Below are 19,671 nucleotides of genomic sequence, written 5' to 3' on the forward strand. Positions count from 1 at the left end.
ATATTAATGTTTGGCGCGCGCCTGCCGTTAACCGTTACACATAAGCCCATGCACGAGGTTAAGGTTATGGTAGCGCCAATCATTGGTCGCGGGCCGGATGTAACCGGTCGAGTGAATACGAGCCCCACCGAAGCCAAGCCCGCAAATCGCGTAGCCGCCGAGACTCGAACCGAAAAGCAGGCGACCATCCGTACACCTGCCGATGCGATCAATGTGATGCGGGCGCGTATGGAGCAGCGACTTCAGGAAGCCATGGGCGGTCAGAACAAGGCTGTATCCGGGGCAGATAAGTACGCTGCACAGGCGCAGCCACCCACTGCTTCAGATGTCGCTAGTGTGATCCTCGGATTTGTCCAGAACCGACTGCAAACAGAAGCAGACGGTGGTGCAGATTTGGAGAAGCTTACAGATTTGATGTCCCAGGCCCGCGCGGGTATCGAGAAAGGTTATGCTGAAGCACGAGAACAGATAGTCGCTTTGGGTATGATGAACGACACCCTGGGTGCGGAAATCGATGAAGGCTTCAATCTTATTCAGGACGGCTTGCTGAATTTGGAGAAGCTGTTTTTAGGCAAAGAGCCCAGCGTGGATAATTCCACCGAGACCGGTTAATCGGCACTCGGCTTTTTTGCAAGTCCCTTCGTTTCCTGGGCTTTGTTCAGCATGGCAGAAGACTCTACTTCTCTGCCTTGTTTGGACAAGGCTTCAGCCAGATTATTCCAGCCAGCACTAATATCAGGAAATTGTTCGGTCATGGCGCGGTAGTATTTTTCCGCTTCTGACCAATGGCCTTGCTGGTAGGCCAGATTACCCGAACCAAGCAAGGCTGCAGGTTGATCGGGCCAGGTTTTGGCTGCGGTGCTGTAGGCAAGTTTTGCAGCGTTTGTTTGCTGGGTCGTTTCCAGATCGTGGGCTGCCATCAGGAATTCCAACGGCTCCGCCGTCGCAGGCAACTGATCTGGCGGCAGCATTACCCGTGCCCATCGCTCCGAGCGATCCCAGGTTGCCATAAAAGCGCTGGCGGGCAGGCGGTAATTCTCTTCTGTTCCGGAATGCAGTATCAGCACTTCCTTTTTGCTGTCGTAGCCAATTACCACGGCAAAGTGCCATTGCGGCCACCATCCAAAACGAAGGTTCTGCAAAACCAGAACCGGGTGCCCAGCTTCAACTTCCTTTAGCACAACGTCCAATTCCGGCTTCAGCGGATAAACCAGCATGCCGTATTGGCGAGCCGCTGCCACCATCTCGACCTGCAACGCGCCTTTGCGCTCAGGCAGGTAGACTTTGCTTACCAATTCATCGGGGGTTGCCTGCACATCCTGGGCGTTGAGCATCATCGCAAGAGAAGCAGGGCCACACTGATACAGCTCTTGAGGATGAAAGGGTACGTTGGTAAGCGTGGCTTTTTCGTAGGCATCGGGCCATCTTGGTTGGCTGGCGCAGCCTGAGAGGATAACCCCCAGGAGCGCCACCAATAGTAGCCGGGCCGAATGTGGCCGGAAAGTATGCATGGAGGTGATGTTTAGCGAATGCAGTTAATAAACGGGAAGATATCCGTTGCACACAGCATGTCTGTAATAATGAAAACCAGCAGGAACAGTACGATTATTCCTACAACTCCTTCACCAGTCGGTGCTTCGGCAAGCTGCTGTTTAAAGTCTGCAAGCTCAGAGGGGGTGAGGCTTTGAATTCTCTCTCGTACTTCCTGTTCGCCCACGCCCATGCTGGCAAGCGCGCCTTTTACGTCTTCGCGTTCCAGCATGCTCATCAGAGCTTCTCGGTCGATATCAGCCCTTTGTTCAGTCAAGAGTTCGCCGGTACCAACAATGTTGGCAGAGGCAGGAATTGCCCACATAGAGCTCAGTATCATTACCAACGCCATAATGGCGGAAACGGACTGGGTGTAGGATCTTATGGCTTGCATCAGGCTGCTCCTGCTAGTTGTTGCTTTGGATATTGATTCTGGATCAGTCAGAGCATAAGTGTAAGCATTTGCGCGCCATTTGCCGTTAAAATCAGATTAACATGCATTAACTTCCGGTTTAGATTTGGTGACGAACAAGCATTGTCTTGATCCGGCCAATTTGCTTCATGGGGTTGAGCCCCTTCGGGCAATAAGCTGTGCAGTTACCAATTCCCCTGCAGCGAAATACGCTGAACGGGTCCTCCAGCTTTGCCAGGCGCTCAGTCGTTGCTGTGTCTCGCGAATCCAGTAAAAACCGGTGGGCTTGTAGCAACCCCGCTGGTCCCACGTATTTTTCCGGGTTCCACCACCAGGAGGGGCAGGCGGATGAGCAGCAGGCGCACAGAATGCATTCGTACAAACCATCCAGTTTTGCGCGATCTTCCGGGCTTTGGAGTCGCTCGATCGCGGGTCGCGGTTGGTCGTTTATTAACCAGGGCTGAATGCTTTTGTATTGTTTGAAAAACAGGGATTGGTCTACCACCAAATCACGGATAACTGGCATGCCGGGGAGTGGCCGGATGACCAGTTTGGACGACTTGCCAAGAACATCGGCCACCCGGGTAATGCAGCCAAGCCCATTGCGGCCATTAATGTTAAGGCCATCCGAGCCGCACACACCCTCACGGCAGGAGCGGCGGAAAGAAAGCGTGGGATCGACCGTTTTCAGGTACTCAAGAACGTCCAGTACCATGCGGTTGCGGTAACTGGCATCCACTTCCACATCCTGCACATAGGGCGTGTTGTCAGTTTCCGGGTTGTAGCGATAGAGTTGGACGGTGATAGTTTCCATTGCGTTATCCCTCGTTGCCTCGCTGAAGCGCGAAGGGCCAACTGCCGGTTAAGCGCGCTCCAAGTGATGTTAACGTCCAAAGTTCTAGCAGAGGCAGGTAGCTTTCACCTACGGATATATCAATTTGTACGACTCGGGAATGATCCAGCGCATTGCGGTTGTCTATGTTATTCATTTTAGTGGTGATGATGAAAAGAATGGCCGCAATTTAGTCTATGCTTAGGGCAGTTCCTATCAAACAAGTTTGGGCTCTTGATCATGTCTGAAGCAGACGCTGCCGTTTTCGAAATTTTCCCATGGAACCGGAATTTTGAAACGGGCATTGAAACAATTGATGAGCAGCACAAGGTGCTTGTTGAAATAGTTAACAGGCTTGCCTGGCATTTCGCATCCAGCACCTCCGAGCTTGAAGTTAGCCATGTTCTCGATGAGTTGCTTTCTTATGCCGCTTACCATTTCAAGGCTGAGGAGGAAATCTGGAAAGCTACTCTCGGTGAGCAGGAAATGGTGCAAAACCACCACGATGGCCATCAACTGTTCTTCGTTCAGATCCAGATGTTTCGCTCCAGTGATGAGCCAGGGGAGAAAGTCATGAGCGATTTGTTCTCCTACCTGACCCGATGGCTGGCATTTCATATTCTGGAGTCTGATCGCCGAATGGCTCTCACCATCAAAGCGGTGGAGCGAGGTGTTCCTTTATCAGAAGCCAAAAATGAAGTTGATAGCGAACTGAGCGGTGCGGTGTCTGTGATGGTTTCGGCCTTGTTGGAAATCTACGAAAAGCTGGCTGCCAGCGCCATGCAATTGATGCGTGAAAAAATGGCGCGGCTCAGAGCTGAGGATGAACTCGCTCGCTTGCATCACGACAACCTTAATTCCGCACTCGAGAAACAAGCGTCAGAGCATGCAGAGCAGTTGCAGTTTCTCGCGTATTCGGATCCTGTTACAGGGCTGATGAATCGTAATGGAATACTCCGGGAGATCCGGCATGTTATGCAGCAGGAACATCTGCCGGCAGAATCCTTCGCTGTGATCTCTATTGATCTGGATAATTTTCACAAAGTGAACGCCCGCTTTGGCGAAGAATCTGCCGACCGACTGCTTGGCTTGCTGGCCCGGCGCTGGAAGGATGCAATTGGCAAAGCTGGGAAACTCGCGCGGATCAGTGGAGACGAATTTGTTGTGCTTTTGGCCGATAGCGGAAAAGTAGAAGCCCAGCTAAAGGCATTGAGACTAACGGCAGAGCAGCCGTTCATGCTTGATGGTGGCAGTGTGAGCATGGCATTCACCGCTGGTGTTGTCCGATTTCCCCATCACGGCGCGGATGATGGGGATACGCTTTTGCGGCAGGCTGACCACACGTTGTTTCGCGCCAAACAGGAACAAAAAGGTGAGTGGCTGTTTCTGGATGCAGACGCACAGCGCCAGTCAGTTGAGCGCCAGCGGCTTTTGGCGGACATTCGTGCCGGGCTTGCAGGCGATCAGTTCAGGTTGCTCTACCAACCCAAGGTCTGTCTTAGAACTGGCGGAGTAATAGGTGTTGAGGCGCTGATTCGGTGGGAGCACCCGGAAAAAGGTACCTTGAGCCCAATGCAATTTTTGCCAGCATTGGAGTATCACCCACTGATGATCAGCATAGGTGAGTGGGTTATTAGCCAGGCGCTCAGGCAAATGACGGTTTGGGATAGTGAAGGCTTGGCTTTGGATGTGGGTGTGAACATTGCTGCGGTACATCTCCAGCACCCGGATTTTGCATCCTGGTTGGCCGGGGCGCTGGCCAGATACCCACATGTTGCCCCGCAAAGACTGGATCTGGAAATACTTGAAACAGCTGCTCTTGGTGAGCTTGATAAGGCAGGCAGTATTATTCGGGAATGCGAAAGCCTTGGGGTAACCTTTTCATTGGACGATTTTGGTACCGGCTACTCTTCACTTTCGTACCTCAAAAAGCTACCTGTCAGAACCCTGAAAATAGACCAGGGCTTTGTAAGCAGTGCATTGTTGAATGGTGACGATAGAGCAATCCTCAAAGGCATAATTGGCCTTTCTCATGCGTTCGACAAAAAGTTGGTGGCGGAGGGGGTAGAAACCATGGAACACGGGAAGCTTCTGATTCGCCTTGGTTGCTATCATGCTCAGGGCTACGCCATTGCCAGGCCCATGAAACCAGAGAAAATAGCAGCCTGGAAAAAACAGTGGCGGCCTTATCCTGAATGGTCTGCCGGAGAATATGTAAAATAATGATTACGCCCGCAAATACAATGGATAACCGCAAGATCGCGGAAGCGCGACTGCCGCGAATGATGTTCGATTACTTTGACGGTGGTGCCTTTTCGGAGCAGACCCTCAGGGAAAATGCGGGGGATTTCCAAAAGCTGCACTTCCGCCAACGGGTCATGCGGGACGTGTCTGCTGCCTCTGCTGCTACACGAATACTGGGCCAGGATACCTCTTTACCACTGGCTCTTGCGCCAGTTGGTCTGGCCGGCATGCTCGCCCGCAGGGGAGAGGTTCAGGTAGCACGGGCAGCGAAAAAAGCTGGCGTGCCCTTTTGCCTCAGCACCGTGTCCATTTGTTCGCTGGAAGAGGTTGCCGCGGCAGCCACTGCGGCTAACTGGTTTCAACTGTATGTCTTGAAGGACAGGGGCTACTCGGAAGCCTTGCTTGATCGTGCACACAAAGCCGGATACTCAACTCTGGTGTTTACAGTGGATCTTCCCAAACTTGGCGTACGTTATAGAGATATACGTAACGGCATGAATGGCGGCCTCTCGTCTTGGGGCAAGATACAAAAGCTGTCTGATTTGCTTTCCCATCCCCTATGGCTTTGGGATGTTGCCATCAAGGGCAAACCTCTAACGTTTGGCAACCTGTCTGATGCCGTGCCCTCGGGCCGCAATCCTGAAGATTTCAAAGCATGGGTAGACCAGCAGTTTGATGCGTCGGTTACCTGGAAGGATCTCGAATGGGTACGCCAGCACTGGTCGGGCAAACTGGTTATCAAAGGGATTATGGATCCTGACGATGCCCGTTCGGCGGTAGATGTTGGCGCCGATGGCATTGTTGTTTCCAACCATGGTGGGAGACAACTGGATGGTGCGCCTTCAACCATCTCGACGCTGCCTTCCATCGTAGAAGCCGTATCCGGAAAAACCGAGATCTTGTTTGATGGCGGAATACAGTCTGGTCAGGATGTTGTGCGGGCGCTTTGCCTTGGCGCGAACGCCTGTCTGGTGGGCCGCGCATGGGCGTATGCACTAGCAGCCGGTGGTGAGGGAGCGGTTTCTGGAATGCTGGAAAACTTCCGTTATGAGGTGGAGCTGACTCTTGCATTGCTAGGCAAGAATTCGGTAGAACAGTTGAGCCCGGATGATCTTGTCTGAACGATAAACGGAGGCTTGATGATGGATATTCGAATCAAGAGAGCTTACGAAGACGCCGCACGTTCTGACGGCCCACGCATTCTGGTCGACAGGATATGGCCCCGTGGCGTTGCCAAGGAAGACGCAGATATCGAGGCCTGGCTAAAAGGGTTGGCGCCTTCCACTGAACTGCGAAAATGGTTTGATCACGACCCTGAGAAGTGGAAAGAGTTTCGGCAGCGCTACCTGAAGGAGTTGAAGGCCGCGAAGGAAGGGGATACGGCTGAGGCTCTGAAGGAGTTGCAAGCGATTGTGAATGAGCACAAACGCATAACCTTGGTATTCGCCGCAAAGGATACAGAGCACAACAACGCTGTAGCCCTTCGCGACTTTCTCGATAACGGCGATTTATAATTTACCAAGGGCTTGCTGAAGGTCTGCTACCAGGTCTTCAGCGTCTTCAAGCCCTACAGACAGCCGCAGCATGCCGTCGGTAATACCACGGCGCTCTCGCTCCTCTTGGCTGATGCCATGATGGCTTGTGGCGCAGGGCTGGGAAACCAGGCTTTCCACGCCGCCCAAACTGGTGGCCAGCAAGAAAACCTGCAAGTTGTCCGCAACTTTTACCGCTTGTTCCCGGTCCCCTTTGATCTCTATCGTCAGCACGCCGCCAAACCCGTCCATTTGTTGCTTCGCCAGGTTGTGACCCGGGAAGTCAGGCAAGCCTGGGTAGAGCACTCGTTTTATGGCCGGGTGGCCTTCCATCGCGCGGGCAACCGCCAAAGCATTCTCATTGTGTTGCTTTACCCGCAGGGGCAGGGTTCTGAGGCTGCGAGAGAGTAGAGCAGCGGTTTCTGGTGCGAGAATCTGGCCGAGGTTTTTACGCCACTGGGCGATGGGCTTTATTCGTTCCGCAGAGGTCATGACTGCGCCTGCTGTAATGTCGCTGTGCCCACCAAGGAATTTATTTGCGCTGTGAAGGCTCAGGTCTGCCCCCAGGTTTAACGGCCGTTGGTTCACCGGCGATGCAAAGGTATTGTCTACTGCAAGCAGGGCGCCCTTGGCATGTGCTTGCTGCGCCAGCTGCTGAATATCCAGTATGCTCAACGTCGGATTGGCCGGCGATTCACAGTACACCAACATGTCGGGGTTGCTCAGTGCGCGGGCCAGCTGATCGGGTTCATGCCGTAACAGGAAGGTAACGGGAATGCCTAGAGGTTCCATGTGCTTGGTCAGCAGTTCCTGTGTACCGCCGTAAAGATCGCCAACGCATACAATGCCGTTTCGGCCATGGGCAAACAGGGTTGCCGAGATGGCGGCCATCCCCGAGGCGAAGGCTAGCGCATCTTCTGTCTCTTCAAGGCTGGCCAGGCCTTGTTCCAGCTCCTGAATGGATGGATTGCTTCCCCAACGGGTGTACAGGTTACCCGGCGCACGGCCTGCAATGACCTCTTGCAGCGCTGCTGTATCCGGAAACCGGTAGGTGGTGGTGTTATAAATCGGCGAGTAGGGACTGCCAAAGCCATCCTTGTGGCGGCGGTTATGGATGATTCTGGTTGCTTTACCGTGCTCTGAACCTTTTTGCATGGGCTGTCCCTCAAGCTGGCTATGGTTTTAAAAGGAAGTGGGCGGTGTCGTGTGAATTATTCTCGCAGGCATGGCTCGCGCTGACTACTGGGACAGATGACCGTGGGCATAGAGTGTTATAGAAATAACCACTTCGGGACGGGTTATTAGTCATCTGATATGCTCGGCGGTTTCCCGGTAAAAAGTTCGGGATAGATGCTTATTTATCAGTTTTGATGCTGGAGTATTCGGTATGCCGGTTATGGTTCAGGCCCTCGTGCCTGTTTTTGCGCTGATTGTTTTAGGGCACCTGTTCAGGCGCTGGGCATTTCCGTCGATTGAATTCTGGCCTCAGGCTGAACGCTTTACCTACTACGTGCTCTTTCCCGCCATGCTGGTATTCAAACTCGGGCAAGCTCGTTTACCCGCCTCGGCCTATGGTGATACTGCCTTACTTATCGCGTCCATGCTGCTGGCGATGACGTTGCTTTTGGTGATTGTACAGTTCTTCTGGCGCTGGAATGGGCCGGTTTTTTCTTCGGTGTACCAGGGGGCTATCCGGTTTAATTCCTACGTGGCGCTAGCAGCGGGCGGCATGTTACTTGGGGATGATGGTCTGTCCCTCACGGCCATTGCCGTTGCGGTCATGGTGCCGCTGATTAATTTGCTGTGCATTCTGATGTTTTCGATTGTGGCAACCGACGGCCCGGCCCGGCTGGGGCCTGTGGTGCGCGCCATTGCATCAAACCCACTGATTATAGGGTCGGTACTCGGTGTGACCTGGAGCTTTTTCGAGATTGACTTTCATCCGCTCCTCGCAGGAACACTTGAGCCGCTAAGCAACCTGGCCTTGCCTATGGGGCTGATGACCGTTGGCGCAGGGCTTCAACTAAAAGCCCTGCGAGGCGCTTCCGTGCCTTTTGTAGTGTCGTCTGTTTTAAAGTTGTTGCTGTTCCCGTTTATGGCCGCAGGCTTGGCCCTTCTGTTGGGCCTTGATGGCACCCTGGTGCAAGTCGCGATACTGCTGGCCACTCTGCCAACAGCGACCTCGGCCTATATCCTGGCACGGCAGTTGGGCGGCGATGCACCGTTGATGGCAGGTATCATCAGTGGCCAGACACTTTTGGCCATGGTGTCTATTCCTTTAATGCTCAGCATTCTCTGGTAGGCATTTGAGCACGGCATCGGCAATGCTTTGCTGGAAGGACACATAACCCTCCGGGGTTGCAGCTATCTCCGTGGCCAGCGGGTCCCAGGTGCTGAATGTCACATCCAGCCCACTGGTGATGGAACGCCACCACTGCCGGTTGAATTGCGGCTCCGTTAGCAGGCAGGGATGATTCGCACGGCGCAGGCTGCTCTGCACTTGTGCGATGTGCCGGGCACCCGGTGACAGCTCGGGGTTGAGTGTAAGCACGCCCTCTACATTCAGGCTGTAGTGTTCTGCGAACCGTGTGAAGGCGCTGTGGTATGCAAACAGGCTGGTGTCCCGCAAGGGCTCCAGTTGCTTCCGGATCTGCTGCTCTTTGGCTGTCACTGATGCTCTGAATGCTTCCAGGTTGGCATCGAGGGCAGGCTTGTCTGCCATGTTCCGTTGGGCCAGGGTATCCCGGATGGTCTCTGCCATGGTTAGCGCCATGTGTGGGTCCACCCAGATATGAGGGTCTTCACCATCTCCATGGTCATGCCCGTGGCTGTGTTCATCATGACTATCTGCACTGTCAGCGTGTTCGCTGTCTTCATCGTGCTCCATGAGTGTGATCGAGCGTCCGCCAAATTCGCTACCCGTCAGCAGGCGATTCAGAAACGTCTCCATTTTAGGCCCTACCCAGAAAACCACATCGGAATCTTCCAGTGCTCGGCGCTTTGACGGTGTCATTGAGTAGTTGTGAGGGCTGGCGCCTGGCGGTACCAATGTACTTACATGCATGTTTTCCGTGGCTATCGCACGCACCAGAAGTTCCAGTGGCTTGATGGAGGTAAGAATGCGAGTCTCGGCAAGCGTGTTGTCGGAATAAAACAAGGTGCTGGTTGTCAGCATTAGAGCCAGGGCTATGATTTTGGCGTGCATGTTAGGTCGGAATCCTGAAGCTGGTTGGTAATGTTATAATGTAACACTGTTCGTGATGTCATCGCAAAATCTTGTTGTGTCTCGAGGCGCCAGCCCAATGATACGATTTGCACTCATGCGAAATAATGCCCGGCCCGGTATAATGCCTGGCTAATCAAACGGCCACCGATTTTCAGGAAGGTTCCATGACTGTACGTACCCGAATTGCCCCATCACCCACCGGTGACCCACACGTTGGTACCGCCTACGTGGCCCTGTTTAACCTTTGTTTTGCCCGACAGCACGGTGGCAAGTTTATCCTGCGCATTGAAGATACCGACCAGGCTCGCAGTACGGCGGAATCCGAGCAGGATATTCTCAAGGCTCTGCGCTGGCTCGGCCTCAACTGGGATGAAGGTCCCGATGTGGGCGGGCCCCACGGTCCTTATCGTCAGTCAGAGCGCAAGCACTCCTATGCTCAGTACGCTGAAGACTTGGTAACGGCGGGTCATGCGTTCTATTGCTTCCGCACGGCTGAAGAGCTGGATGCCATTCGCGAAGATCGCAAGGCGCAAGGTTTGAACCCGGGCATCAAGGGAAACCTTGAAGTATCCCAGGAAGAGATCAAGCGCCGTTTGGATGCGGGTGAATCCTATGTTATCCGTATGAAAGTGCCCGATGAAGGTGTTTGCGAAATTGATGACATGCTCCGGGGCACTATTGAGATCGACTGGGCGCAGGTGGATTGCCAAATCCTGCTGAAGTCCGATGGTATGCCGACGTACCATTTGGCCAACGTGGTTGATGACCACTTAATGGAAATTACCCACGTATTGCGTGGCGAAGAATGGATTAACTCTGCGCCCAAGCACAAGCTGCTGTACGAGTATTTTGGTTGGGATATGCCTGTGCTTTGCCATCTGCCGCTGCTGCGTAACCCGGATAAGAGCAAGCTCTCAAAACGCAAAAACCCCACCAGTATCAACTTTTACGAGCGCATGGGCTTTTTGCCGGAAGCCGTAACCAACTACCTTGGCCGAATGGGCTGGTCCATGCCGGATGAGCGTGAAAAGTTCACTCTGGATGAGATGATCGGTAATTTCGACATTCAGCGGGTATCCCTCGGCGGGCCGGTTTTTGATGTTGAGAAGTTGCGCTGGCTTAACGGCCAGTGGCTGCGCGATGAGCTAACAGAAGACCAGTTTGTCGAGCGCATGAGCCAGTGGTGGTTCAACAAGGATTCACTCAAGGCAATGGTGCCTCATATCCAGGGCAGGGCAGAGGTGTTCTCCGATGTGGCGCCCATGGCTCAGTTTATGTTCTCCGGCATGCTGGATTTAAAGCCTGAAAACTTTACCCACAACAAGCTGGAAGAATCGCAAATCAAACGGGTATTGCAGTTCACTCTGTGGAAGTTGGAAGCTCAGCGTCATTGGAGCAAGGACACCATTTTTGCCGATATCAAATTCCTGGCGAAAGCCATGGATCTGAAAATGGGCGATTTCATGTTTTCTGTGTTTGTGGCCATTGCCGGTACCCCGAACTCCTGGTCTGTTATGGATTCCATGGATATGTTGGGCCCGGATATGACTCGCGCCCGTTTGCGCCACGCTCTGGAAGTGCTCGGTGGTTTCTCCAAGAAAGAAACCAAGAAAGTAGAGAAAGAGTACGCGGCTTTGGGCGCTTAATGACAAGTTTGGCCAAGAAATGAACGCGATGGACAGGGAAGTTCAGAAAAGTTGAAAAAAGTGGGGCGAAAGGTTGACGACCATGGGGTGGATCCTTAATATACGCATCCGTTGGGGCCATAGCTCAGCTGGGAGAGCGCAACACTGGCAGTGTTGAGGTCGACGGTTCGATCCCGTCTGGCTCCACCAATTTTCTAGTCCCCTTCGTCTAGTGGCCTAGGACTCCGCCCTTTCACGGCGGCAACAGGGGTTCGAACCCCCTAGGGGACGCCAATACGGCTTGACGGTTTAGTCCACCGGATAGCCATCAAAAAAACCGCCTTCGGGCGGTTTTTTTGTGCCTGAAGAAAAAGCTGAAGGCTAATACAGAAACTATGGTGGCAAGCAGGGAGAGTGTGCTCCCAAAACTGTGTGTTGCCAGGGATGGCAACACCAAGCCCCCATGGATGGGTTCACGGCGTGTTTTGGGGGCACACTCTCCCTGCTTGTCAGTGCTCGGAGTAGGCAGTGTTAGCGGGAAGCTATGGCGCCTTTGCCAACGCCTTCGTAGGCTTTTACGAGAATCGTGTCAGATGGGAATTTGGCTTTCAGCGCGTCTGCAATGTGAGCGGCAATGAATTCCACAGTCGTATCTGTGTTCATCATATAAACCCGCGCCTCGGGCAGGGTCAGGGCAAACTCACCCTGGTTGGACTCATATTCGAAGGTTATGTAAGCCACGCCATCTTCTACATGGCGGCGTACGACATCTTCCTCAGAGCCCACATAAATATCCTGCCATAACTTGGCCCAAGAGCGTTCCAGTTCCCCGTCACGTTTGCCGTTGCGGTCTATCCGAATAGGTGAGCGGTGGCCGTGGGCGATGCGCTGGCAGTTGCCCAGATGCTTTTTCAGGCCGTGTACGTAGTGATAGTAAGCCCCTTCAAGCACTTCTTCCCGCAGGTTGATCTGCACTGAAGTGACATTCGAAGGAAGAACGGCCAGCAATTCCCGCTCGAGCAAGGCGGCGACAGCCGATGGAATAACCCGGTCTGCAGACAGCCATACAACGGCTTCGTCGGGGGACCGGTGGACGATGTGACTGCCATCGGTAAGCGCCCAGGTGAAGGTGTCAGGCGTGTCTTGGTTCCAGGAGAGGCCTTCGTAACCCCGGGGTATTACCAGCCGATGATCTACGCGTTCATCGATGATGCGCTTGATGGTGCGCTTCACGTTGCTGAAATCGAATACCATGCCCTGGTCATCAAGCTCACCTCCCAGCACAACGTCGGCAATCCAGCTTTCCCCTACTAACCCACGGGCAGGGTCCAGGTAAGCAAAATCAATAACGGTGAGGTTGTCTACAAACAGATGGTTCATTAAATTTCCGGGCGGGTATAGTTGATTGATGGAGGGATTCTAGCAAAAATCCCTTAGTGAGTGTCTTGTCGAGTTATTGCACTAAAACGTACCTCGTCACTCTTTTTCATGTTCATTGCCTTATCAGGAGCGACATCATAACTGCCTCTCGCCATGACTTCGATCAGGATTTTCCGGCACTTGTGCTCGCAGCTGGGGCTTCCAGCCGGCTTGGGCGGCCTAAAGCCCTGTTAAACGTGGGAGGCATGGAAGGGCCCAACGATACGTTACTGAGTAACGCTATAAGGCAGGCCAGGGTGCTTAGCCGCGATGTGCGTGTTGTATGTGGCGCCTGGTATCCATTGATTCGTTTTCGCTGTCGCCAGCAGCCTTCCCGTTGGGTCCCTGTGGCGTGCTGGCACGAGGGTATGGCAGCTTCATTAGTGGCGGGTATCCAAAGCCTGGGGCCTCGGGCAAAGGGCGTGTTTGTGTTGGTTGTGGATCAGCCACTGCTGGATATAGGAGCCCTTCAGGCGTTGGGTGAAGCCGCGAGATGTTTTCCCACGGTGCCAGCGGCAGCGGATTATGGCCGGCGCCCGGGCGTACCGGCTTATCTGCCGCGATGGCTTTGGCCTGACGTGTTGGCACTGGAGGGTGATCGAGGTGCTGGTCGCTTATTGGCGGAAGCCAATGCAGCGCGTCTGAATATTCCGGGTGTCCATGACGACATAGACACGCCGGAAGATTGGGTGAGGGCTCGGGAGGAACTTAACCGAAGAGCCCTGCAAGCCACGCAATTCCGAGACTGAACACCCCAAGGCTAACCGCTAGCCCGACGGTGTAGATTCTGGACGATGCGGAACGCTGCTGCGCTACAAACAAGTCGATCGTGCGCTGGGCGATGTCTTCCGCAGTTTCGCGGGAGATTTCGTGGGCTTGCTGGATGGCTTCAGATTGCAGCGTCTGCCAGAACTCCGTATCAATGGTCTGTACGCTGGTAATGTGATCCTTCAGTTCAGCCATGTGGTTGGCGGTAAAGCCTGAGTTGCGTGAGAGATCCTTTTTAAGATCCGCAAGCTCCCGACCCAGACTGAGATTTACCTCAGCGGCGACATCATCGCGCAGGTGTCGTGTTCGCTCCTCTAGCATTGCACTCATGGCGCCCAAGCGTTCTTCAATAATGCTTTCCTGCTTTCCGCGGGATTCATCCAGTGCGCGCTTGAGATTTTCAAACTGCTCATCAAACAGCGAGCTGAGCAATTCATGCAGATTGTTATTAACCTGGCCATGGGCCGCTGAGCGGGCGATCTGCTCAATCAGATCGCTTGTGAGTGGCACGGTGTTGGATGCTTTCTTGCCGTTGAGGGCAGCCTCAAGATCAGAGGGCTCCGCTGACATTTCCAGCGAGTCGCTTTCGGCCGTGCCAACAGCCAGATCGTCAAGCCCTGATTCCGATAGAGGAGAAAGGGGCAGGGTTCCGCTTTTTACGTCGCTGGCGAGTTGCTCAAGCACCAGGCCAAGACCTTCGGGCTGAGTTGGCTTGGTCAGGATGTTGTATACCCCGAAGTTTTTCGCCTCTTTGGTAAAAGATGACGACTTCTGAGACGTACACATAATGATTGGTATACTCGCGGTATTCGGATTGCTCTTGATGGCCTTGGTGGCTTCCACGCCATTCATGCCGGGCATCAGATGATCCATGAAAATGACGTCCGGATGTTCATTGTTGTCCAGAAAATCCAGAGCTTCTTCAGCTGAACCTGCCATGTTGACATGCATGTCGCGGCTTTCCAGCAGTTTGCTCAGGGCAAACCTGGCTACCTTGGAGTCATCCACCAGAAGAGCGTTCTTGATCGCCATCTTACTACCTCAAGCTGTTACTTCATTCGCGTTGGTTATCGGGCTGGTTTTACTGTTAGAGCTACCAGCCTTCGAGTTTCGGGCACTGTGTGGCCCTGTAGCTTTTGTCCCGATAACACACGCCGGGCTCTGTTGTTCGGGCAGTGAAAATCTCACCTGCCGCCGTGGTCAGGCGAACCTGACCATAGGGTTCACCGTGGCGGAATGTAGCCTCGATGGAGCTGCCATTCGGATTGCGCAGCAAACCATTTCCGTGGAACTTGCCTTCAATATACTCACCTTCGTATTTCTTGCCATTGGCAAAAACTTCCGAGCCGCGACCATGGAAAGTACCATTTGAAAAGTCGCCTTCGTAATGACGGCCATCGGGGTAGGTGAGAGTGCCGCGCCCATGAAAGTCGCTGTTGCGGAACCCGCCGACGTACAGCATCCCGTCGGCTGTTGTCAGGGAACCGTGGCCGTTGAGCCGCCCCTGTGACCACTCTCCGGTCAGGATATCACCGTTGGCAAGAGTGAGGGTGCCCTGGCCCTGGAACGAATCGGCGGCAAACTGCCCGGTATAACGTGAGCCATCTGCGTCGCGCCATACGCCTTCGCCCGCACGCTTGCCCGTGTCCCAGTCACCTTCATAGCGGGTTCCATCCGGGTACCAGGCTGTGCCAGAACCGTGGAAAGCGCCATCTACAAATTGACCTTCGTATTTAAGGCCATCTTTGTCTTCATAGGTTCCGTCGCCGGTCTTTATGCCGCCTCGCCAATTCCCGTTCTGGTAATTGACGGTAGTGTAGGCTTCCAGTTTGCCTACGAGGGTCAGCTCGTTGCCAGCATCGAGGGCAACGCTTTGCTGCCAAGGGCGGAACCCGTCTTTACTGATGGTGATATCGTATTTGCCTGGGGCCAGTTCAAGATCCAGCCGGGTTGCGCCGTAATCCTTGCCGTTAATTTCAACCCGGTCGCCAGCCACGTTAGAGCGCAGTGTAAGGGCGCCGGTAGTCGGGGCTGGTGGCTGCTCTGGCTCAGCTTTGGCGGTATAGGTGGCTATTGCTGCTGGAGGTTCGGCCGAGGCAAGCATGACCGCCTTATCCGGAAGATCTGGAATATTGAATTGCTCGGTGCTCCCTGGCTGTTCCACAGGCGCGGCTTTCACTTCCACGGTCGCTTCAGCAACAGTTTCAGGTGCAGGTGCAGGTGCAGGTGCAGGTGTGGGTGCAGTTTCAGGTGCTTCAGCAACGGTTTGTGGGCTTTGCGTTTCCACCGGTTTCCTGGCGGGCTTAATTGGCGCTTCATCTCGCAACGATTGCAGAGGGGCAGCGGCGACCGGCAGTTCACTTAGAACAGAAGCAAAGCCGGCTGTTACCAGAAGCATAAGAGCCAGTGCATTCAAAAACAAAAGTGGTCTGAAATCGACCATGGCGGAACCTCTTAATCCTGCATTCTACAGATTCGTGAGCAACTTCATCTTACCCAGCGAAAGCGGCGTTATGTAACAGAAAGTGTCTGAACTTGGCGAGAATGCTGGCCAAATCACACTTTAGACGGAAGCTGGTCATGGTTGAGCTGCTCCCACGCCCTCATGTAGACATCGGCTTCATATTCGTAAGGCGACTTGAACGGTGTCAGCACAAAATCAAACATGAGGAAGAAGAAGCCAACCGATGCCCAGGCGATGGTCAGGGTGCTGAGCGTTGTAGCTTGTACTTCCGGGTTGCCGCTCACAAAGTCCTGGAGCAGGGGGATCAAATCCGACGCCATTACAACCGGGTTGAAGCTGGACAGCACCAGCGGAATCCAGAACGCCATGAATATCGGAAAGAAGCCAAACGACCAAAGCACGCGGCGCGCCAGGTAGATGGCCACCTCTCGCCAGAAGCGCTGTCGCACCTCAGGGGATTTGCGGATGCGCTCAAGGTATCGACGGCGTTCTGCCCAGTAAGCGGCAACTTCGGGAGCCTGGGCTGTTTTTTTGGGGCCTGACAATGTGCTCATGATCCTGGCAGCTACCTTATAGCTAGGGTGACGGATACAGGATAACCGATACTACGTGTTACCCTGTCATTCTCCAATTGTTTAACGACAGGAATAGTTTGAATGGCTGCAGTGATCGATAACGCAATCCACCCGGCTTTTGAGAAGCTTCGCAGTCACCGGATTGACACGCTTAATCTTGATGTTGAAGAGTATCGTCATATTAAAACCGGTGCCCGTCATCTCCACCTAGCGGCGGATAACGATGAAAACGTGTTTTTTGTGGCGCTAAGAACCTTTCCCATGGATTCTACCGGCGTTGCCCATATTCTTGAACATACGGCACTGTGCGGCAGCGAGCGTTACCCGGTACGCGATCCATTTTTCATGATGATTCGACGTTCCCTGAATACGTTCATGAATGCGTTCACCAGCAGCGACTGGACGGCTTACCCCTTCGCGAGCATGAACCGTAAAGATTTCGATAATCTCCTGTCGGTTTATTTGGATTCAGTGTTCTTCTCCAAGCTGGATCCGCTGGATTTTGCCCAGGAAGGGCATCGACTGGAGTTTGAAAAGCCCGATGACCCAAGCACTGACCTGGTGTACAAGGGCGTTGTTTATAACGAGATGAAAGGCGCCATGAGTTCGGCAACCTCTCAGCTCTGGCAGAACCTGAGCAGCCACCTGTTCCCGACAACGACCTATCATTACAACAGCGGCGGCGAGCCGGATCATATTGTTGATCTGAGCTATGACGATCTTATTCGCTTTTATAAGCACCACTACCACCCAAGTAACGCCATTTTTGCCACTTACGGCAACATTCCGGCCCATGAGCACCACGAACGCTTCGAAGAGCTGGCTCTCAAACGATTCGACAAGCTGGATATCGAACTGCCAGTGCGTGATGAAAAGCGTATGTATGCCCCGGTTCGTGTAGAGCAGGGCTACGGCGTTGCCGAGGGCGAAGATACCGCCGGTAAAACCCATATTGTGATGGGCTGGCTGTTGGGCCACAGTTTTGACCTGCAGGAAAACCTTGAAGGGCAGTTGTTGTCTTCGGTGCTGCTGGAAAATAGCGCATCGCCGTTGATGCGTGCGTTGGAAACCACGGATATCGGCCATGCACCTTCGCCTATGTGCGGGCTCGAAGACTCCAACAGGGAAATGACCTTTGTTTGCGGTATAGAGGGCAGCGAGCCAGAGAAACTGAAAGATCTGGAAGCCTTGATCGAGACTACGCTTCAGAAAGTGGTTGAGGAAGGCGTTAGTGAAGAGCGACTGGAAGCGATTCTTCACCAGCTGGAATTGCATCAACGCGAAATTGCCGGAGACAGCTTTCCTTATGGTCTTCAATTGATCATGAGTGCGATAGCGCCCATGGTTCACGGTGGCGATCCGGTTGAACTGCTTGATCTGGAGCCTGTTTTGGCTACATTGCGTGAGAAAATTCGCGATCCTCAATATATCCCCGATCTGATTCGTCGCAAGTTGATGAATAACCCGCATCGGGTAACGCTCACTCTGCGACCAGACGACAAGTTGGATGGCCGTCGTCAGCAGGCTATTCGTGAAGCCCTGGCGAAACGCAAGGCAGAGCTTACCAGCGAAGAGGTCACGCAGATTGTTGAGCGGGCTAAAGCGTTGGAAGAGCGGCAGATGCGTAAGGATGATGACTCCATTCTGCCGAAAGTGGATCTAACGGATGTGCCCCTGCAAATGCCTGAGCCGGAGGGGCGTTTTGACGGGGACATTTCAGCAACGGTTTATGCACGGGGAACCAATGGGCTGATTTATCAGCAGGTTGTGCTGCCGCTGCCAGACCTGACTGACGATGAGCTCCTGCTCCTGCCGTATTACGGTGCTCTGATTTCCGAAGTTGGCTGCGGTGATCTGGATTATTTGCAGATGCAGGATCGGATTTCGGCGGAATCCGGTGGTATTGGAGCGTCGTTCAGCGCCAAAGGCCGCATTGATGATGTTCAGAGTCTTTCTGGCTACGTGATATTCAGTGGTAAGGCGCTTGCCCGAAACCGAACAGCGCTGACGACACTGCTCCGTGATGTCTACACCAATGCGCGGTTTGATGAAAAAGACCGTATTCGGGAGATTATTGCCCAGATCCGCGCCCGTCGGGAGCAGTCGGTCACCGGCAGTGGCCACGCATTGGCCATGGGGGCCGCATCCCAGGGTATGGGGCCTGGCGCCTGGCTGAGTTTCCGTCTTGGAGGGTTGGCAGGTATTCGTGGCACCAAAGAGCTGGATCAGTCCCTGAAAGACCCGGCAGCACTTGATGCTTTTTGTAAGCAGTTGGCAAGTCTGCACGACCGAATTCGCCAGCAGGCTCGCGAATTCCTGCTCATTGGTGAGGATGAGCATCTTCCTGCATTGATTGATGACCTCAAATCCTGCTGGCAAGGCGATGAAGGAACAGCTTCATCCAGCTGGTCCATGGAGCCTGTGAACTTCGTAACCCGCGAAGCCTGGCTGACCTCCACTCAAGTCAACTTCTGCGCACGCGCCTACAGCACTGTTCCGATTGATCATCCGGATGCGGCGGCACTCACGGTGCTGGGCGGCTTCTTGCGCAACGGGTATCTGCACCGGGCTATCCGGGAGAAGGGTGGTGCTTATGGTGGTGGCGCATCTCAGGACAGTGTGAATGGCACTTTCCGCTTTTTCTCATACCGGGATCCGCGCCTGACCGAAACCCTCGAAGACTTCGATAAGGCCTTGATATGGCTTCAGGAGACCGAGCATGAGTATCAGGAGCTCGAGGAATCCATTCTTGGAGTGATTGGCCAGCTAGACCGCCCACGGTCTCCGGCGGGTGCGGCGCGACATGCGTTCCACAACAAGCTGTTTGGGCGCAGTGCTGAGCAGCGTGCGCGTTTCCGTGAGCGGGTGCTGTCAGTGACGCTTGATGATCTCAAGCGGGTTGCGACAACCTGGCTGCAGGCTGAAAAGGCCAGCACTGCAGTTGTTACTGGGTCTGAAAATCGCGCCCTGGTTGAAGGCCTGGGTCTGGCTGTTCAGGAGCTGTAAGTTGCAGGGCAGGCGGGCCGGTAACGGCCTGCCTGCTA

General features: G+C 53.9%; 17 protein-coding genes and 2 tRNA genes. 10 read left to right on the forward strand and 9 right to left on the reverse strand.

The window, feature by feature from the left end; genetic code table 11:
- The first annotated feature begins 66 nt into the window (after positions 1–66).
- Positions 67–612, forward strand: coding sequence for a DUF5610 domain-containing protein (locus tag RG807_RS00630; protein WP_309043120.1), 546 nt, complete (start codon positions 67–69; stop codon positions 610–612).
- Here the strand turns inward: RG807_RS00630 and RG807_RS00635 are convergent.
- The 3 genes from RG807_RS00635 to RG807_RS00645 all read right to left on the reverse strand — a co-directional run bounded on the left by RG807_RS00635 (position 609) and on the right by RG807_RS00645 (position 2,756).
- Positions 609–1,472, reverse strand: a complete 864-nt coding sequence (locus tag RG807_RS00635) for a PA2778 family cysteine peptidase (RefSeq protein ID WP_309043121.1) — start codon at positions 1,470–1,472, stop codon at positions 609–611. The two genes, RG807_RS00630 and RG807_RS00635, sit on opposite strands and share 4 nt — an antisense overlap.
- A gap of 50 nt (positions 1,473–1,522) precedes the next feature.
- The gene (locus RG807_RS00640) at positions 1,523–1,924 is read right to left on the reverse strand and encodes a PA2779 family protein (RefSeq protein WP_200369323.1); all 402 of its coding nucleotides are present in this window, start codon (positions 1,922–1,924) and stop codon (positions 1,523–1,525) included.
- Between the two features lie 118 nt (positions 1,925–2,042).
- A complete protein-coding gene (locus RG807_RS00645) occupies positions 2,043–2,756 on the reverse strand; it encodes a succinate dehydrogenase iron-sulfur subunit (RefSeq protein ID WP_200369324.1) in 714 nt (237 codons plus the stop codon).
- Between the two features lie 258 nt (positions 2,757–3,014).
- Here RG807_RS00645 and RG807_RS00650 point away from each other — a divergent pair, with 258 nt between their 5' ends.
- From RG807_RS00650 to RG807_RS00660, 3 genes are read left to right on the forward strand one after another with little or no spacing between them, the layout of a single operon-like run.
- Positions 3,015–4,997 (forward strand): putative bifunctional diguanylate cyclase/phosphodiesterase, encoded by a 1,983-nt coding sequence (locus RG807_RS00650; RefSeq protein ID WP_309043122.1) that lies wholly within the window; start codon positions 3,015–3,017, stop codon positions 4,995–4,997.
- A complete protein-coding gene (locus tag RG807_RS00655; protein ID WP_309043124.1) occupies positions 4,997–6,139 on the forward strand; it encodes an L-lactate dehydrogenase in 1,143 nt (380 codons plus the stop codon). Before RG807_RS00650 ends, RG807_RS00655 begins: the two co-directional genes overlap by 1 nt.
- An 18-nt stretch (positions 6,140–6,157) precedes the next feature.
- Positions 6,158–6,532 (forward strand): DUF488 domain-containing protein, encoded by a 375-nt coding sequence (locus tag RG807_RS00660; protein ID WP_435404644.1) that lies wholly within the window; start codon positions 6,158–6,160, stop codon positions 6,530–6,532.
- Here RG807_RS00660 and RG807_RS00665 read toward each other — a convergent pair.
- Positions 6,527–7,705 (reverse strand): trans-sulfuration enzyme family protein, encoded by a 1,179-nt coding sequence (locus tag RG807_RS00665; RefSeq protein ID WP_309043125.1) that lies wholly within the window; start codon positions 7,703–7,705, stop codon positions 6,527–6,529. The genes RG807_RS00660 and RG807_RS00665 overlap by 6 nt on opposite strands.
- A 232-nt stretch (positions 7,706–7,937) precedes the next feature.
- Between RG807_RS00665 and RG807_RS00670 the strand changes: the two genes are divergently transcribed.
- Positions 7,938–8,852, forward strand: a complete 915-nt coding sequence (locus tag RG807_RS00670) for an AEC family transporter (protein WP_309043126.1) — start codon at positions 7,938–7,940, stop codon at positions 8,850–8,852.
- On the opposite strand, the gene RG807_RS00675 is transcribed toward RG807_RS00670, so the two are convergent.
- The gene (locus tag RG807_RS00675) at positions 8,829–9,755 is read right to left on the reverse strand and encodes a zinc ABC transporter substrate-binding protein (RefSeq protein ID WP_309043127.1); all 927 of its coding nucleotides are present in this window, start codon (positions 9,753–9,755) and stop codon (positions 8,829–8,831) included. The two genes, RG807_RS00670 and RG807_RS00675, sit on opposite strands and share 24 nt — an antisense overlap.
- Positions 9,756–9,940: 185 nt before the next feature.
- Between RG807_RS00675 and gltX the strand changes: the two genes are divergently transcribed.
- From gltX to RG807_RS00690, 3 genes are all read left to right on the forward strand, one after another.
- Positions 9,941–11,422, forward strand: coding sequence for a glutamate--tRNA ligase (gene gltX / locus RG807_RS00680; RefSeq protein ID WP_309043128.1), 1,482 nt, complete (start codon positions 9,941–9,943; stop codon positions 11,420–11,422).
- Positions 11,423–11,535: 113 nt separating this feature from the next.
- Positions 11,536–11,611 (forward strand) — tRNA-Ala (locus RG807_RS00685).
- 8 nt (positions 11,612–11,619) lie between these two features.
- Positions 11,620–11,695, forward strand: a tRNA-Glu gene (locus RG807_RS00690).
- A 237-nt stretch (positions 11,696–11,932) separates the two neighbouring features.
- Here RG807_RS00690 and RG807_RS00695 read toward each other — a convergent pair.
- Positions 11,933–12,781 carry a 6-carboxytetrahydropterin synthase gene (locus RG807_RS00695; RefSeq protein WP_309043129.1) on the reverse strand — a complete coding sequence of 283 codons (849 nt, stop codon included), beginning with the start codon at positions 12,779–12,781 and terminating at the stop codon, positions 11,933–11,935.
- A 182-nt stretch (positions 12,782–12,963) separates the two neighbouring features.
- Here RG807_RS00695 and RG807_RS00700 point away from each other — a divergent pair, with 182 nt between their 5' ends.
- Entirely contained in the window at positions 12,964–13,569 is a 606-nt protein-coding gene (locus tag RG807_RS00700; protein ID WP_309043130.1) for a nucleotidyltransferase family protein, read from the forward strand.
- Here the strand turns inward: RG807_RS00700 and RG807_RS00705 are convergent.
- The 3 genes from RG807_RS00705 to RG807_RS00715 form a co-directional block, all read right to left on the reverse strand.
- Complete coding sequence (locus RG807_RS00705; RefSeq protein WP_309043132.1) at positions 13,529–14,620, reverse strand: response regulator; 1,092 nt, start codon at positions 14,618–14,620, stop codon at positions 13,529–13,531. The two genes, RG807_RS00700 and RG807_RS00705, sit on opposite strands and share 41 nt — an antisense overlap.
- A 61-nt stretch (positions 14,621–14,681) precedes the next feature.
- Entirely contained in the window at positions 14,682–16,031 is a 1,350-nt protein-coding gene (locus RG807_RS00710) for an MORN repeat-containing protein (protein WP_309043133.1), read from the reverse strand.
- A 113-nt stretch (positions 16,032–16,144) separates the two neighbouring features.
- Positions 16,145–16,606 (reverse strand): hypothetical protein, encoded by a 462-nt coding sequence (locus tag RG807_RS00715; protein ID WP_309043134.1) that lies wholly within the window; start codon positions 16,604–16,606, stop codon positions 16,145–16,147.
- Positions 16,607–16,708: 102 nt separating this feature from the next.
- On the opposite strand from RG807_RS00715, the gene RG807_RS00720 reads away from it, so the two are divergent.
- The gene (locus RG807_RS00720) at positions 16,709–19,633 is read left to right on the forward strand and encodes an insulinase family protein (protein ID WP_309043135.1); all 2,925 of its coding nucleotides are present in this window, start codon (positions 16,709–16,711) and stop codon (positions 19,631–19,633) included.
- Positions 19,634–19,671: the final 38 nt, after the last annotated feature.

This window comes from Marinobacter sediminicola, assembly GCF_031157525.1.
Taxonomy (GTDB): domain Bacteria; phylum Pseudomonadota; class Gammaproteobacteria; order Pseudomonadales; family Oleiphilaceae; genus Marinobacter; species Marinobacter sediminicola.

Bases quoted from the DNA above. Each gene is read 5' to 3' on its own strand.
- RG807_RS00630 (WP_309043120.1), top strand. From the start codon at position 67: ATGGTAGCGCCAATCATTGGTCGCGGGCCGGATGTAACCGGTCGAGTG.
- RG807_RS00640 (WP_200369323.1), bottom strand. From the start codon at position 1,924: ATGCAAGCCATAAGATCCTACACCCAGTCCGTTTCCGCCATTATGGCG.
- RG807_RS00645 (WP_200369324.1), bottom strand. From the start codon at position 2,756: ATGGAAACTATCACCGTCCAACTCTATCGCTACAACCCGGAAACTGAC.
- RG807_RS00650 (WP_309043122.1), top strand. From the start codon at position 3,015: ATGTCTGAAGCAGACGCTGCCGTTTTCGAAATTTTCCCATGGAACCGG.
- RG807_RS00655 (WP_309043124.1), top strand. From the start codon at position 4,997: ATGATTACGCCCGCAAATACAATGGATAACCGCAAGATCGCGGAAGCG.
- RG807_RS00660 (WP_435404644.1), top strand. From the start codon at position 6,158: ATGATGGATATTCGAATCAAGAGAGCTTACGAAGACGCCGCACGTTCT.
- RG807_RS00665 (WP_309043125.1), bottom strand. From the start codon at position 7,705: ATGCAAAAAGGTTCAGAGCACGGTAAAGCAACCAGAATCATCCATAAC.
- RG807_RS00670 (WP_309043126.1), top strand. From the start codon at position 7,938: ATGCCGGTTATGGTTCAGGCCCTCGTGCCTGTTTTTGCGCTGATTGTT.
- RG807_RS00675 (WP_309043127.1), bottom strand. From the start codon at position 9,755: ATGCACGCCAAAATCATAGCCCTGGCTCTAATGCTGACAACCAGCACC.
- gltX (WP_309043128.1), top strand. From the start codon at position 9,941: ATGACTGTACGTACCCGAATTGCCCCATCACCCACCGGTGACCCACAC.
- RG807_RS00695 (WP_309043129.1), bottom strand. From the start codon at position 12,781: ATGAACCATCTGTTTGTAGACAACCTCACCGTTATTGATTTTGCTTAC.
- RG807_RS00705 (WP_309043132.1), bottom strand. From the start codon at position 14,620: ATGGCGATCAAGAACGCTCTTCTGGTGGATGACTCCAAGGTAGCCAGG.
- RG807_RS00710 (WP_309043133.1), bottom strand. From the start codon at position 16,031: ATGGTCGATTTCAGACCACTTTTGTTTTTGAATGCACTGGCTCTTATG.
- RG807_RS00715 (WP_309043134.1), bottom strand. From the start codon at position 16,606: ATGAGCACATTGTCAGGCCCCAAAAAAACAGCCCAGGCTCCCGAAGTT.
- RG807_RS00720 (WP_309043135.1), top strand. From the start codon at position 16,709: ATGGCTGCAGTGATCGATAACGCAATCCACCCGGCTTTTGAGAAGCTT.